The 16,571-nt window shown below is 57.2% G+C and carries 20 protein-coding genes; 3 read left to right on the forward strand and 17 right to left on the reverse strand.

The genetic code is table 11. The features are described from left to right. The first annotated feature begins 201 nt into the window (after positions 1–201). Positions 202–615, forward strand: coding sequence for an ArsC/Spx/MgsR family protein (locus tag XH79_RS20755; protein ID WP_128947948.1), 414 nt, complete (start codon positions 202–204; stop codon positions 613–615). Positions 616–1,066: 451 nt separating this feature from the next. Continuing rightward, entirely contained in the window at positions 1,067–1,810 is a 744-nt protein-coding gene (locus XH79_RS20760; RefSeq protein WP_442868893.1) for an OmpW/AlkL family protein, read from the forward strand. A 445-nt stretch (positions 1,811–2,255) separates the two neighbouring features. Here the strand turns inward: XH79_RS20760 and XH79_RS20765 are convergent, their stop codons facing one another. The 9 genes from XH79_RS20765 to XH79_RS20810 all read right to left on the reverse strand — a co-directional run bounded on the left by XH79_RS20765 (position 2,256) and on the right by XH79_RS20810 (position 10,160). After that, positions 2,256–2,603: a (2Fe-2S) ferredoxin domain-containing protein gene (locus XH79_RS20765; protein WP_271526540.1), complete on the reverse strand. Its 348-nt coding sequence runs from the start codon at positions 2,601–2,603 to the stop codon at positions 2,256–2,258. 24 nt (positions 2,604–2,627) lie between these two features. After that, complete coding sequence (locus XH79_RS20770; RefSeq protein ID WP_271526541.1) at positions 2,628–2,858, reverse strand: hypothetical protein; 231 nt, start codon at positions 2,856–2,858, stop codon at positions 2,628–2,630. 1,544 nt (positions 2,859–4,402) lie between these two features. Further along, positions 4,403–4,759, reverse strand: coding sequence for a DUF3024 domain-containing protein (locus XH79_RS20780; RefSeq protein ID WP_128947952.1), 357 nt, complete (start codon positions 4,757–4,759; stop codon positions 4,403–4,405). A 253-nt stretch (positions 4,760–5,012) separates the two neighbouring features. Continuing rightward, positions 5,013–5,327 carry a nitrogen fixation protein NifZ gene (locus tag XH79_RS20785; RefSeq protein ID WP_128947954.1) on the reverse strand — a complete coding sequence of 105 codons (315 nt, stop codon included), beginning with the start codon at positions 5,325–5,327 and terminating at the stop codon, positions 5,013–5,015. Between the two features lie 337 nt (positions 5,328–5,664). Continuing rightward, positions 5,665–5,889: a 4Fe-4S binding protein gene (locus XH79_RS20790; RefSeq protein WP_128947955.1), complete on the reverse strand. Its 225-nt coding sequence runs from the start codon at positions 5,887–5,889 to the stop codon at positions 5,665–5,667. 10 nt (positions 5,890–5,899) lie between these two features. Further along, positions 5,900–7,459 (reverse strand): nitrogenase cofactor biosynthesis protein NifB, encoded by a 1,560-nt coding sequence (gene nifB, locus XH79_RS20795; protein ID WP_164937317.1) that lies wholly within the window; start codon positions 7,457–7,459, stop codon positions 5,900–5,902. Positions 7,460–8,112: 653 nt separating this feature from the next. Continuing rightward, the gene (gene nifT, locus XH79_RS20800) at positions 8,113–8,337 is read right to left on the reverse strand and encodes a putative nitrogen fixation protein NifT (protein ID WP_128947956.1); all 225 of its coding nucleotides are present in this window, start codon (positions 8,335–8,337) and stop codon (positions 8,113–8,115) included. Positions 8,338–8,342: 5 nt separating this feature from the next. Continuing rightward, positions 8,343–9,515: a cysteine desulfurase NifS gene (gene nifS / locus XH79_RS20805; RefSeq protein ID WP_128947957.1), complete on the reverse strand. Its 1,173-nt coding sequence runs from the start codon at positions 9,513–9,515 to the stop codon at positions 8,343–8,345. A 324-nt stretch (positions 9,516–9,839) separates the two neighbouring features. After that, entirely contained in the window at positions 9,840–10,160 is a 321-nt protein-coding gene (locus XH79_RS20810) for an iron-sulfur cluster assembly accessory protein (protein ID WP_271526542.1), read from the reverse strand. 261 nt (positions 10,161–10,421) lie between these two features. On the opposite strand from XH79_RS20810, the gene XH79_RS20815 reads away from it, so the two are divergent. After that, positions 10,422–11,012 carry a hypothetical protein gene (locus tag XH79_RS20815; protein ID WP_128947959.1) on the forward strand — a complete coding sequence of 197 codons (591 nt, stop codon included), beginning with the start codon at positions 10,422–10,424 and terminating at the stop codon, positions 11,010–11,012. Positions 11,013–11,021: 9 nt separating this feature from the next. On the opposite strand, the gene XH79_RS20820 is transcribed toward XH79_RS20815, so the two are convergent. From XH79_RS20820 to nifN, 8 genes are all read right to left on the reverse strand, one after another. Beyond that, on the reverse strand, positions 11,022–11,417 hold the full coding sequence (locus tag XH79_RS20820; RefSeq protein ID WP_128947960.1) for a Rieske (2Fe-2S) protein: 396 nt from the start codon (positions 11,415–11,417) through the stop codon (positions 11,022–11,024). 621 nt (positions 11,418–12,038) lie between these two features. Beyond that, a complete protein-coding gene (locus XH79_RS20825) occupies positions 12,039–12,875 on the reverse strand; it encodes a host specificity protein (protein WP_245471557.1) in 837 nt (278 codons plus the stop codon). Between the two features lie 70 nt (positions 12,876–12,945). Beyond that, the gene (locus XH79_RS20830) at positions 12,946–13,242 is read right to left on the reverse strand and encodes a hypothetical protein (protein WP_271526543.1); all 297 of its coding nucleotides are present in this window, start codon (positions 13,240–13,242) and stop codon (positions 12,946–12,948) included. A 542-nt stretch (positions 13,243–13,784) separates the two neighbouring features. Then, positions 13,785–14,084, reverse strand: a complete 300-nt coding sequence (gene fdxB / locus XH79_RS20835; protein ID WP_128947961.1) for a ferredoxin III, nif-specific — start codon at positions 14,082–14,084, stop codon at positions 13,785–13,787. A gap of 11 nt (positions 14,085–14,095) precedes the next feature. Then, the gene (locus tag XH79_RS20840; protein WP_271582775.1) at positions 14,096–14,296 is read right to left on the reverse strand and encodes a CCE_0567 family metalloprotein; all 201 of its coding nucleotides are present in this window, start codon (positions 14,294–14,296) and stop codon (positions 14,096–14,098) included. A 12-nt stretch (positions 14,297–14,308) separates the two neighbouring features. Continuing rightward, positions 14,309–14,773, reverse strand: coding sequence for a NifX-associated nitrogen fixation protein (locus XH79_RS20845; protein WP_271526545.1), 465 nt, complete (start codon positions 14,771–14,773; stop codon positions 14,309–14,311). A gap of 6 nt (positions 14,774–14,779) precedes the next feature. Next, a complete protein-coding gene (nifX, locus tag XH79_RS20850; RefSeq protein WP_271526546.1) occupies positions 14,780–15,175 on the reverse strand; it encodes a nitrogen fixation protein NifX in 396 nt (131 codons plus the stop codon). Further along, the gene (nifN, locus tag XH79_RS20855) at positions 15,172–16,563 is read right to left on the reverse strand and encodes a nitrogenase iron-molybdenum cofactor biosynthesis protein NifN (RefSeq protein WP_271526547.1); all 1,392 of its coding nucleotides are present in this window, start codon (positions 16,561–16,563) and stop codon (positions 15,172–15,174) included. Before nifN ends, nifX begins: the two co-directional genes overlap by 4 nt. Between the last annotated feature and the right edge of the window lie 8 nt (positions 16,564–16,571).

Raw genomic sequence — 16,571 nt, forward strand, 5'->3', positions numbered from 1 at the left:
CCTCTGATAAGAGGGGCAATTTGAGGAGAATGAACATGCCGGTCGGGCTCGAAACCTGGCGGACCCGCGGCGAGGGTTGCAACTACGGAACGGCGCCTGGTGCGCTGATATTGGAGATGATCAGCAAGCATTTCAAATGGGCAGCCGGATGCAGCAGCGCCGTGCCACCCGTTCGTCTCACAACGCGTACATAGGTTTGCCGTGGCGACAATCATTTTCTATCAGAAGCCCGGCTGCGCCACGAATGCGCGTCAGATTCAAGCGTTTCAATCCGCGGGCCACGACGTGGTCGTCAAAGACATCTTGACGGAGCCATGGCATGCGGACGAATTGCGCAGCTTCTTCCGCAATATGCCCGCCGGCTCCTGGTTCAACCGAGCCGCGCCTCGTATCAAGTCAGGCGAAGTCAACCCCGATTCTGTCGATGCTGCAAACGCACTTGCATTGATGGCTGGCGATCCGCTCCTGATACGACGACCGCTGATTGACGTAGACGGGGCACGATGTGCCGGACTCGATCATGGGCTCGTGCTGTCGCTACTTGGCCGCAAGGCTCACGATGAGCTCGAGGGATGCTTGCAAGAAGCAAACCGCACGTGTTGCCCGCAGACGTGAGGAAACGCTGAGCGTTTGCCATGCCAAGAATGACGTGCTCCACTGGCGGCTTGCACGAGCAGTAACAGAGTGGGCCTCTGCTGAGACCGCCCCGCGCAGGTGCCTACTCCGTAGGGAGGCATCGCCAATATTGCGCTTGAATGTCGCCCGTCCGCCTTAGCGACCCGTGAGAGGATTCGCCGCAGTCGGTGGCTTTATCACGCATGACTTCCGCGGCTTGGATTAGATCAGAGCACCAAGCCGAGAGGCAGCTGCTTCGAGAGCCTCGGCTCAGACGACCTCTCGGATACACTAACGATCAGAACAGATCACCACGCTTCGCCGGTGTGATCCTAATACAACTTACAGGCATGATTGCACTAACCGCCGCTCTCATTTTGATCGATATCAAATCCTCCGGCAGTCCCAATGTGTGACAGAGACCTTGCGCGACATCTCGCGCGACTTTGGAATGGAGAATTCGATGAAAGCAAGAGCAGTTCTGGCGATGGCATCGGTCCTCGCGCTAGCGACCCCGTTGGCCAGCAACTCGGCACGTAGTGCGGATCTGGATCCGGCGCCGGTCTACTATAAAGCGCCTCCAATTGAACCCCGCAACCCTTGGATGATCCGCTTGCGCGTGCTCGGCGTTTTGCCGGATACCGCAGGCAGTTCGGTCAACGTTTCCGGGACGCCATCGCTCTCATCACCAAGTTCTGGGCTTTCGATCAGCGATCAAGTCATACCAGAGCTGGACATCACCTATTTCTTCACAAATAACTTAGCCGCTGAACTCATTCTCGGCGTGACTAACCATCACATCAGCGGCAATGGCGCGCTCACTGGGCTCGATATCGGAAAAACCTGGCTGTTGCCGCCTACACTGACCCTGCAATATCACTTCACCGATTTTGGGCCGCTCAAGCCTTATCTCGGCGCGGGCATCAATTACACTGTATTCTTCAACCAATCGGCAGCCAACACGTCGCTCGCCGGTCTTGCCGTCACCGATCTACACCTCAGAAACCAATTTGGCGCGGCGATCCAATTCGGATTCGATTACATGCTTGATCGTCACTGGGGCCTCAACTTTGACGTGAAAAAACTGTGGCTGCGGCCGGAGTACTCGGCGACCATAAACAATGCGATTGCCGTTACCGGCCGTGCACATATCGATCCATGGCTCGTCAGCGGCGGCGTCGCTTACAAGTTCTGAAGAACGGGGTCCCAAAGGAGACTTCGTTTGATCAGCTCGGACGCAGCGAGCTCATCGAGCCCATCTCCTACTCTCACCGCACTGTGGCAGGAAGCAAGCTGACGCGTCAACCACGCGTTAGCTCGCAAGAGAGTGCCCCATTCGCAGCATTGCGCCCGCTGCGAGTTACGGACTCGCGTGGCACGTGAGTGACAGTACACAAACATAAACCCGGCACATGATCATATGCCCGTTTCGTCGCGCGCTGCAACGGAGCCATTTTCCCATTTTGGCATAGAAGAAACACGGTACGCCGCGCCAAGCTCTATGGCCTGCTGTCAGCGGACTCGTGGGCGCAAGGTGCCCGGTCAACATCAGATGATCTGAGCTCCAAACATGCCGGTTCATGGACTAACAAGCCGTTCATGCTTGCTAGCCAGGGCAAGTGGCGACCCAAGCGACGCCTCTAGCTTCGCTTGAGCACCATCACGAGGCGGTCGACACGTTTGCCCTGCTTGAGGTGGGAGTTGACGATCTCGTCAACGTCCTCAGGCGTGGTCGCGCGATACCAGACTCCGTCGGGATAGACAACCAGCAAGGGACCAGTATTACAAAAGCCAAGGCAGTCCGCTGTCGTGAAGCCAATATCGTTGAGACCTTGCGCTTCGATCGCCTTGCCCATTCGATCCCAGAGAGCTTGCGCGCCCGAGGCGCCGCAACTGCCGTGCGGATGGCTTGGCGGACGCTGCGTGTTGCACGCGAAAACATGATGCCTATAGAGCTGAGGAAGATCAAATTTGCTTTCTGAATTCACGCGCCTATTCTCCGATAGTGGACTTCATCTGAAGGGATGAGGTGTGAGCACATAGTCGCCCATACCCTCTAACGGTTGAACGCCCCATTGGCGATCGATACGACTGATTCCCACTCGCCTTGCGAAAGCAGCCGGAATGAGAGGGCGACATAGTCGTTGTCGCCGCTGAGGATGAGCGATCGATACCTTGGCGTCCGAAACCGCTTCCTGATCAATACCAACGTCTTCTTCCGTCATCCCGATCTCATTCTTCATTCACCACTCACTTGTCATCGAAATTCTCCAAAGCAAGTTGCACACCAGATGCGTAACGGGCGCGTCTTACAATTCGGCGCAGTCGCAACAATGTCGGCATTCTCGCCCATAGCAGCGATCCGAGATCGGGCTAAACGCCCATGGCCTCGGTCAGAATGATGCGTCGGTCGGACTGATTCGATCTGCTCGCTCATCAAGTCGCCGACAATCAGTGCGCTGATGCCGGCCCCGCGGATTCCTGCTTGAAGGCATCGACCGCAGTCCGGCTCAGCCGAAAAACCCCTCGGCCCCGAGCGAGCGGCCGATAAGCCGAGCTCGCACGGGTGTTGAGGACATCAAACCATTGGTTCGGATTGAGCTTTGCTGGACGCTCGCTGATTTGTATCACCCGCCCGTTCGGCGCGAAGCGGACGTGGATGATGACTTCTTGAGAGTTCATACCGATTCCCGATTTTGGTCAGCAACGATCACGAGCTGGACACCGACAATCTCGATTGTAATGTGCTCGCTTTCAGACATCTTGGCGCCTGCCTCAAGCCGCGCCTTGCACGCCGAGCTGTTCTATGATCGAGCATGCCTTCTCCGCACTCACCTGGAACATTTCTCTTGCGGCTTTCTAGATGCGTTGTCTTCGGCGGCCGGCACCCTCCTGCACTGGGCGGATCACGATGTCGCTCGGCAACGTCGTACAAACCAGGTGTCCTTGGTCCGCTTGCTCATCTCTTGCGCTGACAAAACCTAAACTCACCCCCAATGAACCTCTCGTACTCTTTGTCTTGGATGACGATCATCTCAGTCAATCGCCGCGCAGGCGCCCACGTTGTCGCCACATCTTTCATGGTCTCGACGATAAACTCGATCTGCTTGTTCGCGAGACCGGTGTGAAATGGAAGCGACATGACGCGATTGGCTATCTTCTACGCAAGCAGAGAGTAGCCACGCCGATAGCCGGCGATAGGTTAGTTGCGTGCAAGCGTTTGGGCAATATGGGCGCCGTTTCAACCCGTGTGCCGCGCTGACCATCGATAACGGCGCAGTGCTCCGATCGCGTGAAGTGCACCTCAACATAACAGGGAGCATGCGATCAACTCACCTCTGTCACGTCGGGCGCAACATAAAGCGACCCGACACCTTCACATGATTGCAGATGCGCCTCGTAACACTGCTCGACCATTCGACATCCTCTTGGATTTCATCGGAAGGCTTAAAATGCACTACGCCATATTCCGCTGGTTCAGTGCTCACCGCCCAGCATTCATCTTGGCCAATACGATCCCGGTCGCTCGCGTTCGGTCGGCCGTAATCTGCACGCAGTGGTCCGATCATCGAGCAGAGGAAGATCGAAACGAGGACACTGTTGGAACGGCTGATCCGACAAATCTGACGCATCACAGCGCACACAAGCAAGCTGGGGAAAGCCGCGGCGCACCTCGACAAAGTGACCCATGTCGGCGCCATCGGCAGTATGCAGTTGTCCGAATTCGATCAATCCGTCCGTCGTGAGCGCCATCGTCGTTCCTCTATCCCTCGGACATGGCAGCCTCTCATTGCCAGAACAGGCGCTCGGGATCCGCATTCAACTCGTCGATTGCAGGAGTCAAGCGGTGATAAAGGCTGTAAAACTCCCAGACTCCCCCCGCGTGATTCTTGTGAAACAGCTTCCAGATCCCGCTCACGGAGTCATAAAGAATCAGCGCGACGTCGACCAAGGCGCCGTCCTTGTCGATGTTGCGCGAGCAACATGGACTCTCGATGAGGTAGCCGCCCCTCACTGGCGTCACGTTTGGCGAGACGTAGAGATAGCGCTTGCGCGCGCTCAAGCCGCGCTCGATCCGTTTGCGATCAAGCTCGTTGGGGTGAGGAACTATCCCCGTTGCTTTCCTCATCAGTGCGGCATTCATGACGAAAGCCTCCATTCAAAGCACTCTGATTTCTTCTTGAAGACCAGCACATGAGCAGCTCCTCACCAAAATCGCACAATAAAGATCGGCTCATAAGCTTCGTTGTTGAGAGTATCGATGACGGTCTGGCGGGTCGTTCTGGCAGCGAGCAAAGCTCCGTCGGGCTCCGTATTGGTAGATGAGTGGTCCTTGATGAGGTCGGCGGCGGGTTTGCCCCGCTGGCCCCGCCGACATTTCGTAACACCTTGCTTAGTCATGACTCCTCCGGTAATGGCAAATCATCGACCTCCTCGCAGGCATCCACTGGCTCTAGTTCCTTGCGTTTCATGCCAACGCGGCGGCCGCTTTCCAAAAACTCTACACCGTAGATGTAGAATTGCTGTAAGAACGTACCGATCGAGATGACGTAACCCACCTCGCCCTTCTTGACTAAGACGTCGCCAATCTCCTTACCGGGATAGGTGCCATCATTGCGGATGGTGCGATTGGCTCGAAGCTTCTGGCCAAAGCTGAAGACGGGCGGATCGCTTAGCTCGACGACGTCGCTGTCGCGAAGAATGATGTTCATATACCGCTCCTCATGCGTCGCTCGCTCTAGAGATGCACGGACGCCGCATAGCCCCCAGGCGACATTCCGCATCACTTCGTGGCCGCGCGCGATATTGTCAATCACATCCACGATGGGAGCGCGGCCTGGAAGGCCGCTCTCAGCATTACGACGCGCCCTCGAACCGCCGAAATGCCGCCAAGCCATGCTGCCGACCAGCAACAGCACTATCGCAGGGTAACCCAGAGGAATCGCCGTCCATAAGGGAGAGCGAACGTCGGCACCTGCGATCCAACGGGCGGCGCTTGCGACGTATTCAGCACCAGGTCCTTGCATGCCGCTCATGAGGGCGCCCGCTTTAGGCTGGCGCTTGGTAGCGAGGCAACGACGTGTCAACCACGCAGGTATTGTCGACTGGACAGGCGGCGACACATTGTGGCTCGTCAAAATGGCCAACACATTCGGTGCATTTTGCCGCTTCAATGACAAAGCTTCCCCCCTTCTCCGAGATAGCAACGTTCGGGCATAATGGTTCGCAGGCTGAGCAGCTCGTACACTGCGAGGCGATGATTTTGAACGGCACATATTTCTCCTTACGCCGCAGAGATCCGGTCTCCCAACCGACACGCAGGCTCGCCGCGCTGCACGTGCTGGATCTCCCCGCGCTTCACCTTGTCGAGATAGGATCTGAACCAAGCGATCGCCGACTTCTCAATGAACTCATGAGCGAATTGATCAACTGGCTCGATTCCTGCCTCGATCAGACTGCTTTTCGGGCAGCCGCCGATCTTAGCCACGAAGACCGCGTGGCAGTCATGGATGTCGCGCATGATCGCGGATAATCTATCTTCCTCGCCATAGCCGCCCTGGCAGTAACCTTCCACACAGCGCAGACCAGCGAACTTGGCGCCGGATGTGGAAAGCTCGTACACTTGGAATTCCTTTGCATGTCCAAAGTGCTCGTTGATCAATCCGGAGCCCTTGGTGGCGACCGCCACCAGAAGAGTGATCGCCCTCATGTCTCCGGAAAGTTCCGCAAGCTCCTTTTGGTCGGCGGCAACTTTGGAAAGGCGCTCGTTCTCTACCTTTTCCTGATAAGCCTTGCGCATCGCTAAGTCGTATTGGACGTCCATTTTCATCACCCGATCATTAGTGAACTCTGCGCTGCGATCCTCGCCGAGTAGACCGACCGCATCAGCGCGGCACTGGCGGCAATGCCGCATGATGTTTATCTGCCCTTCGCAAGCATCTTGCAGCGCCTTCAATTCTTGCGCCGTCGGGCCGCGCTGAGCGTTGAGGCCAAATGCTGTTCCGTGCTCGGGCGCGGAGATCAGCGGCATGATATTGTGAAGGAAGGCACCGCGCGACGTGACCGCCTTATTGACCTCGACCAGGTGGTCATCATTGATGTTGGGGATCATCACCGAGTTGATCTTGCACAAAATGCCGCGTTCGCTAAGCATCTCGAGGCCTTGCAGCTGGCGATGGGTGAGTATCCTTGCCGCCTCGATGCCGGTGTATCGCTTGTGGTTGAAGAAGATCCACGGATAGATCTTGGCTCCGATTTCCGGATCGACCATGTTGATCGTGATGGTGACGTGGTCAATTCTGGCCTTGACGATGGCATCGACATAGTCCGGCAGTGCGATTCCGTTGGTTGACAGACACAGCTTGATGTCGGGAGCGGCCTGGCTGATCAGCTCGAACGTTTTAAACGTCTTTGCTGGATTGGCCAGGGCATCGCCGGGACCAGCGATGCCAACGACTGTCATCTGCGGAATGGTCGTCGCGACCGCGATCACTTTTCTCGCCGCCTGCTCAGGGGTGAGTTTCTCGCTCACCACTCCGGGACGCGATTCATTGGCGCAGTCGTATTTTCGGTTGCAGTAATTGCACTGGATGTTGCAAGCAGGCGCGACCGCGACATGCATGCGAGCGTAATGATGATGCGCATCTTCGCTATAGCAGGGATGGTTTTTGACCTTTTCCCAGATCCCGATCGGCAGATCGCCTTGGCTGTCCTGCGAGCCGCAGCTCGCCCGCCCGGTGTTGGCCGAAGCGCGGCAGCCCTTATGCTCGGTGATGGGCTGCATGATGTTTCCGCCATTCACTGCAGCTTTGATATACTTTCCGCGTCCCACGACCGCGTTCATTCCCATTCTCTCTGCAAGCATCATCGCCCCAGGTCATTCTTGAGCGCGCTTCAGGAAGCTGCGTAGCAACTTGCATGCCATGGCGAGGATGTGCGATCGCAACCGTAGTCCACCGAGTTATCACGACGATAGCGTTGGCGCTTGCAAGAACAGCAATGATGAGCCTGTCGGCAAAGCGACAGACGCGTCGCCGTTCTCACTCAGAGCTCCATCGCTTGCGCATTTACTCTCGCGTTGGACGCGCCCGCATGCGGCTTCATCTAAACGGGCCTTCACGCGCTGCCGCTTCCAATTGGGTGGATCCGAACTGGGGGATCCGGACTTCATAAGGCTAATAGTGGGCGACACGCGCCCTACTATGACGGGCAGCAATGAGGGCCAAAGATGATGGTGCAATCGCCTGGGCCCAACTGACCGAGCGATGCCTGCGTCATCAATGCCGTCGCGGCGGGCCGACGTTTGCTGATCTTGATATGCCGCACCGACAGCTATTCGTTCCCCAAAGATCCCCCGGATAGGTCAACCGGCCGGAAGGAAGCGACCGATGCCTCTGGGGGGGGGCGCAGCACATCGGATCCAATTCCGTCATGCCAGGACGAGATAGACGCCAATGGTTCCGGTCCCCAGGCGGGCGCCAATGTCCATGAGTGCCTTCACGGATCGTCGCCGTTCTCATCCCGCTTCTTCGCGTCGATTGTGATCGGTAACCGTGTGTCGCTCGCCATCTCGGGCAAATCGAGCACCCAGCCGTTAGCTACTTTGATCCAGCCCCCCCATAAGGTCTCGTACTCGGAGGCAACGATTGGCTCTTCGAGATCCTTTTTTGGCACGTAGATCGACAGGCCCGCGTCCGGAGAGCGGCGGATCATGATTTTCACGACGTCTACTCCCCGACTGTGACGCTGGATGTGGCGCGCATGCGAGCCACGATATCTGACACTGCGTACACGACCTCATCGACTTCAGCGAAGGTGGTTTCACGCGAAAGAGAAAAGCGAATGGCGCCGTGCATCCGCCACGCCGGCACCTGCATGGCACGCAGAACATGCGATGGCTGCATTGAGCCCGAACTGCAGGCTGATCCGAGCGACACGGCGATGCCCGCCCGGTTGAGACGGTGGGCAATGCCTTCGCCTTCGAGATGGTCGAAGGCAATATTGGTCGTGTTCGCCAACCGATTGCCGATGTCGCCGAGCACAGCGCACTCGCCATTGCGCAAAATTCCCTGCTCAAGGCGGTCGCGTAACGCGCCAATGCGGACGCGCTCGGGTTCAAGCCGCTCCGCCGCAAGCCCGGCAGCTTTCCCCAGTCCGACGATTCCGGGAATATTCTCAGTCCCGCCGCGTCGCCCTCGTTCCTGTGATCCGCCGCAGATCAGCGGCCGGAATTTAATCCCCTTGCGCAAATATAGCGCGCCGACCCCCTTGGGGCCGTGCAGTTTGTGCGCGGATAGCGACAACATGTCGATCGCGCTGTCCTTTAGGTTTAAGCGCACCTTACCAATCGCCTGGACCGCATCTGTGTGAAACAGTGCGCCCGCCTCACGGGTCAACCCGGCCAGAAACTCCACAGGAAACATCGTTCCGGTCTCGTTATTGGCCCACATAACCGAGGCAATCGCTGTTCGTGGCCCAAGCGCGCAGCGAAACGCCTCGATGTCGAGCCTGCCGCAAGCATCTACGGGTACAATGCGCGTCTTGATTCCCCTTGCCGCCAATTGCTCCGTTAGCGCAAGTACGGCGGGGTGCTCAACCGAAGTGGTGACCACCTCGTCTCGACCTTCTTGCGTCGCAAGCGCAGAGAGGATTGCGGCATTATTGGCCTCGGTCCCTCCCGAGGTGAAGACGATTTCGTGATCGTATGCACTACCTAACAGGCCGCTCAGGCTTCTCCGAGCCCGCCTCACAGCGACTGCGATTTCGCTGCCCAAGGCATGCCTTGACGAGGCATTGCCGAATTGCTCAGTGAAGAAAGGCAACATGGTTTGCACGACGGATGGATCAGTCCGCGTCGTTGCATTGTTATCGAGGTAAATCAGCGCTCGATTTTCACTCAATCCACCACCTCGCCTGCTGCAGCGACGAGGACTAGGCGATCCAATCCTCCGCTCTTATCTACCAATCGCGTCTGAACGCCTCCTAACCTTACGCTCGAAAGCTTGCACGACCTGCCAGCACCGGCCCGCCTCGCCATGAGCACGCTGCTATCGTGCTGTTCAGCGAACAGTCGCCTCGGCCGGCTTGCATATTGGGCCGGATCTCGCCGTGCACGCAACGAATGCGCCCCTCCCGCTTCGTAGTGAAAGACGATCTCCTCACTTGTTCTGGTTCGGCCGGCATGGTTCAATTCCTTCTCCTCCTGACCTCATCAATGTTTTCCGTCAGCTGAACGATTTTCCGCAGGAGCAGTTCGCGGTGGCGTTCGGGTTGTGAAAGGTAAAGCCGGAGCTCTCCGGTGCCAGCACGAAATCGATGGTCGTGCCGACCAGATGCTCACGGCTCTTGTTATCGACGAACACCTTCAGTCCATCGCATTCGATCACGGTGTCGTCAGGCTTTGGCTCCTCGGCCAGGCCCATCTTGTATTTGAATCCATTGCAGCCGCCTGCTTCGATCATGACGCGCAGACCACCGGCCGGGCGCGCCGAGGATGAAATCGCGCTCTTGATCGCATTCACTGCGCTATCGGTCAGGTTGATCACGTCTTTCCCTCGTCAGCTTGGACCCAGCTGAGAGCAAGTCACGTGCCAGCGCGCAGACGCTTAATGATGCTCACTTTCGCGCCGTCGGCGTTGGAACGGCTGTCAGGATCCTGACAAAGCTACTTGAGGCGGTCCCAACCACCGAGGCGTTTTCTTTCCAAGCTGCGCTGAAGGCCGCTACGCATGCGGCGGCAGGCAATTTGCATCGCGTCTGGCACCGACCAACGGATCGGTGAAGAGCTTAGATCGAGGACACATTTAATGACTGCAATCGAGAACACCGCACTCGGCAGACTCGAGAAGGAGGGCCGCCTTCTCAACGCCGTACTCAAAGGCGCGACCACCAAGCCGGGCCGGTTCGGCTTTCGCGGGGACATCGCACTAAAGTTCCAGACTCAGGTCGCGGACGAGAAACGACCGCCAGACTATTCGATCGAGCAGGTTCTGACGATCGCGCAGGACGGAGAGCGCACTATTCCCGTGCTGGCCGGCTACTTACATTCCTTCGCGTATCTTGCTGACGTCGCAACCGTCCTCAACGGTGCCTTAAGCCCAACCGGCAGCTACTTCATTTTCTGCAACAACATCGATCTGCTGGCGAAGTACCGAGTTAACCTCGGCGATATTAACTTCCACGTGTTACCGTGCGACGAATCCACCGTTTGGAAGGAGCTGATGGACCTGGTCGGGCTGAACAAGGACGACATCAAGAAGCTCGATCCGGGCGGCAAGCTTGATTACCTCCTCGATGCCACAAAGCATCTCGATCTATCCCATGAGGAGATCTCGTATGACGACGGACTAAAGAGGATGGAGGCTGTTAAAAACCGCAACGAGAACCGGCCGGTCTGAGCGCGGTCTTCAGTTGTCGGCCGATGCATCGTCTTCCACAAGATGCACACCGACGACGCAGATGTCACCATCCATAACGACCAATGCGATCGGCGCGAGCGCTCTACCCTGACATGGACCTTCGACGCACCGCCCGGTGCCAAGTTCGAAGGTTGAACCGTGCTTGCCGCACATCAGCCTGATGCCGTATGGATCGAGGAATTGGTTCAGCTCCCAGTCCAAATTGACGGCGTTGTGGGGGCATTTATTGACATAGCCGATCACCTTTTTGCCCCATCGCACCACAATGATGGGCCACGGGCGGCGATTGCCGTCATCATCGACGACTACAAGACGGAATCCCATCGCCTGGCGGCTCGGAATGTCGTTAAAGCTGCAAATCACATAGATGGGATTGTGCTGCATTCATCGCTCGTTTTATTGCAAGGCTTCATTGTTGCTGTTCAAGCGCCCCTGCAATAACCGTACGAGTGCCGAGACGTATCGCGTTTCTGGTAATCCAACGCGCAAACTTCGGCATTGCAGCAGACGTCATTGCCCGGGGCGCATAATTCAGACCAATTTGCACGAACATTGAGCCTTCTTATCTCCTCCATGCTAGCTGCAGACTTGCAGTTTTCGAGCTCGGGCTTTGCCGGACTGCTTAACGCGATGGATGGTCGTCGCTGCTCGTTGAGGCCACGCTGCATAAGGCCGGCTACGGTGCCGTCGGATGGCGCTCCCCCGCGGCATCGCATGTGCCTTCGCAGAAGCGTCGAGTGCTCGCTTCCAGCCGGCTGGGGCGCACGCGGCGAGCGCGCGCCCCCTTTTGAATTAAGACCGTTGCGCCCGCGCTTAGAACGGTCACATGCCCCTCATTTCAGGCCAGCGCTGCTAGCGCAGCCACGTTACTCCATGCGCGTTCGGCAAAAGCGCGCTCCAAGCAAAATGAAGGGTCATCGTCCAACAATTCCCTTTCGAAAACTTCTCTGAGTGTCGATATCACTCTCTCAGCTTTCGAAAGATCGTTCAGGTTTAGCGGTTGCTTTACTCTATGCGCTGCCCTGCAAGGGCGCGCTCCAAGTAGAATGACGGGTCATCTTCGTCGGAAAAGTCCGTCTCGACGGCCGGTCCAGGGGCAGTATCACCGCCCTCTGCCGTGACAAGGTACTTCGTAGGCTTGCCTACTCGCTGCCACTCGTCGTTCTCATTCTTTGTCCACACCTCAGGATGCTGGTGAGGATCAAGCACCCAGTGATTTCGGCCCACGTGCTCAAAACCCATTTTCTCTAGGCGGGGTTCCATGCCGTCCCGGGCTGGTTTGGACAAGATCAACGGATAATCACCATCCTTTCTCAGTTGGTGTTCCAGCAGAATATCGCCCGCGTTCTCGACGAGGGGGTGAGTCACCCGAAGGTCTACCACGGAGGTGAGATCGTTGCGCCCAAACTGTTCCCGGAAGGCCTCTCCCTTAATCCGAACCGGACCTCCGACTCTTAACAGGCCAACTGTTTCGCCATCCAATGGATAGCTGTAGAAGCGCGCGGGCCTAGCCGGATCATGATAAGTGTTGATATAGCTTCCAGTAACCGTTGCTGCGTGCTCAGCTTTCTCCGATACGAAGTCCGAGTACTCTTGCGGGTTGCTCGCGATGTGCCTGATGTCTGCCCCCAAAAATTTCTTCAGCCCTTTGTCGAAGGAATATTCGCTGATCTCTACAATGGGCGACTTGGAATCCAGAGAGTATGGAGCCCTTGTTTCAGATGACGATCCACCTGGCTCCATACCTGCAATTGTTTCCGCAAAGCGGGGGCTATCTCCCGATTCATCAGCTTGGCTAGCGCTTGTGGATTGGCTGGATGAGCCAACGATTCTGCCATACATCAGATCGCTCTCCTATCGGCAAAATTGCACGCAATTGAGCTCGTGCCGCGCAAGCTCGCGGCGAGAATATTTAACCTAACTGACCACAACCTGACCGAAGCATCTGCCGGCATTTGGGAGACTGCGGCTGCGCAATCGCACGCGAGTCACGCCCCCGCTGGTCACCGATCGAAAGCTGACGGCGCGTGATATTGCCCGTGCTTGATCCATCAAGAATGCGACCGATAATGGCGCAGATCAGCGCCACCACCCTTTTCCTCGGACCGCCGCCGCCATTGAGCAGGCACATTGACCAATGCAGCCTTCCATCGAGGATCAGCTGCTCGCGAGCAGAATTGCTGATCGGTGCCTTTTTCGCGGCGTCCACGAACTCGCATAGGCTATTGCACCGTCATCCAATTCCGGGCTGCTTGATCCGGTCCCCAGTGGAGAATTGCGGAGGACACAGGTGCGGCCGTCACATGCGGTTCAACGCAATCGGCTATGATCGGGCAGACAGATGTCAACGCCCGTGCACCTCGGGCGACTTATGCTCCTGCCGATCCTCCAACCGGGCACGCCACAGGATAAGATGGGCACCATTGGCTCCGTAGGAAAGTCCCTAGTTCGGAAACCGGCAATTCGCAATCTTGAAGACCACGAAGGTAACCGATCGCCCTCCCCGCGTCAGGGCCAGGCGCCTTTCGGGAAAACGGGGTCCCTGCAGTACGGGACAGGCTCGCAAGCAGGCGCACTCAGCCGGTATGGCTTGCCTGGGAGCTAAGCTCCTATGCGACCTATGCCAATATCTCCGCTCGCTCCGTCTTGCTGTTCAGTGGAAGATCGGGACCATTCGAGTCGGCCGCTGCGAGTCTCGGTTGCGGGTTGACCTGATCCAACGGGTCGTCCCCTCATGCGATCCCCCTTCGCTCATGCAGCTTCGGTTGCGGCTGAAACGTGGGTCTGGCAGTTGGCCGGGCAAACCCTATCGCACGCACCGCAGCCGATGCAGGCGCCCTGATCGTTTAGAACCATGATCTTCTTTTCGACTTCATCGTCCTCGTCATTGTCGAGATTGACAAGTTCGCCCTCCTCGTTGATTCCTTTCAAGGTCATGACATCTCGACCGCACACCTTGAAACAGCGGCCACAGCCGATGCACTTCTTGGCATCGATCGAGGTCAGGTATTGAGGCGTCCAGTCGCGGCCGTCTCGCGTTGCAAATGACATCCATTGCCCCTTCAAGTATTTTCCAGTGCTTTCAGCTCGCGGCTCTTGCGCTCGAGCTCGGCGTAGACATCGTACGCCTTCTGCGCCACAATCATGATCGACGTCCAGTTGATGGGCAATTCTTCCGAAAGGTCGTGCAGATCCATCTTGGCCTGTATCGCCTTGGCGGACACTTTCTTTAGTTCGGCCTTCAGTCTTTCACGATCGCACATGGGTGAGTATCCTCAATAGTTTGCCACGTCCGGAAATTTCTGAATCAGGCCGATTCCCTCGCTGACATATTTATCCCCCTCCTGAGCCAGCTTGACGCGACTATCGAATCCGAAGCGATGCACATCGCGCAGCTGCTTGTTTACGGCGATCAACCGCCCTGCGATGAGCACTATGCGCCCGAAGCCTTCATGATGCAGCTTCAGAATCGGCTGAACCATAACGCCTGTCTCCCTCTCCATCGAGAGCGCGACCGCATCGAAGAATAGCTCAAGCCGCCACAGTGTGTCGGGATCGGGATCACCTATAATCGGCAATGCGCGCCGTTTCTCCCTGTCCAGGATATAGGGTTCGAGCAGATCAAGATCGCTCTTCCCTTCCCAAGATCCGTTGGTATCCTGAGCACGCCAAATCTTGACCAATTGGATGAGGAATGGTGCGTCGACCACGCTGCCCTGCTGCTCTATTTTTGCGGTCATGTCACCTCATTCGCCGAACTCAAACGTTCGCCGTTGGTCCTTTGCAAGGACCTTGCGCAGCCAGGGAGGTGGCGTGCCCTTCAGCACCCGCTCGAGCTTTTCTAGCAACACCGGAATGCTTTCTGGTTTGCTCACCTTGATAGGATGGATTTTGTTGGCTACCACTCGCGCAGCTGCTGCACCACCAATGGCAGCGACGTAAAGGATTGCGCAATCCTTGATCGCCTCGATCTTTGGCGCCAACTTGTCATCACTGCCGTCCTCCTTAAGGTCACCCTCAAACTCGATCGCTTTAAGAAACACATAACCGTCAGGCGCGACATCGTAGATTGCGATATTCTTTGCCCAACCAAAATGAGCATCGACTCGTTTCAGGTCCTGAGTGGCAAAAGCGACCTTCATGCAATTGGCCCCGCGCCGGTGGAGCGGCGACACCCAGAGCTTTGTGGCAGACCGGGCGTAGTCCGCCACCTATCGGGCGTAGGACGATCGTTCTCCTCGCGATGCGCGATCACGAGATTGGCGATTTCGAAGATCACACTGCGGGTACCACGGTAGCCTACGGATATTTGGTGGCCCGCGCCAAGCCGGTCGAACATCGGAAAACCTGTACGATAGAACGGCACCTTCAGCCGCGCCGCCGCTTGCCTTCCATGCGAATGCGTGATCAGCAAGTCGCAACGCTTCTGTTTGGCGAGTCCTTCCAGATCTTCGAGATCGCCAATGAGCACCTCCTTGGTCTTGATCCGCTCGATCACCTCCGATTGAGTGGTCGTCACGGCGACGGTCACCTGCGCTCCCATATCGTGCAGCATGCTCGATAGATCGAACAGAAGGTCTGGCTCAGCACCGATCGCGACCTTGCGACCGCCTATATGGAAGTGAGCATCCAGCATAGCGTCCGCGAGCTGACTGCGCTGGCGTCGATATTTCAAGGGTATTGGGCGGCCGCTAATCTCGCTCAAAAACGTCATGAATTCGTCGTTCGGATGGAGACCACACAGCCGCTCGAACACGCGAAAAGGCACGCCGGTCTTAGCCTGCATGATCTCAGCCGCGCGCTGCATCTGAGCACCGATTGCAATCGTCCATCCTGCGCGCCCCATGCTCGCGATTTCGTCGACGTCAATGCCGCCGATGGTCGTTGACGTAAACTCATCGGGGATATGCCCGTCGAGGGACCCCGCGAGGTCAGGGAGGAAGGAGGGGCACAATCCGAAATCCTCCAGTAAGACATGGAGTTCATCAAGGTCGCCGGGCGTCAGGTGACACCCCGGCAGAACATTCACCTTCGATGGATACCACAGGCCATTGGCGCTGGGCCGGTCCACCAGCACCTCCACCATGCGTGCAACAGCCTTCTCCCAGCCATCCTGGAACGCGCCCTTGAAATCAGGCGTCGATACATACACCAGTGGCAACTTTGCGAGTTGCGGATGATTGCTCCGGATTAGCTTGAGGTAGGCATCCACATCGTCGCCGTTGGTTTCGGTGACCCCGGTTGAGCAGATTCCGATGATCTTTGGCTTGGTACGGTTATAGATGTTCAGTATCGCCTGCTCGAGATTCTCATACCCGCCGAGTACGGTCGCAACCTCGCTCATCGCGGTGGTCTGCAGCGGTATTGCTTCTTTGAAATGCCGGACAAAGAGCGTGAGCCCGAAGGATGTGCACCCCTGGGAGCCGTGCAGAAGCGGCATCGCACCGCGCAGCCCCATGAAGGCGTATGCGGCGCCGATCGGCTGGCTCATCTTCAGCGGGTTGACAGCGCAGGCTTTTGTTGGCGCCATGACGACTC

Origin of the sequence: Bradyrhizobium sp. CCBAU 45389 (genome assembly GCF_028128625.1) — a bacterium.
GTDB lineage: Bacteria > Pseudomonadota > Alphaproteobacteria > Rhizobiales > Xanthobacteraceae > Bradyrhizobium > Bradyrhizobium liaoningense_B.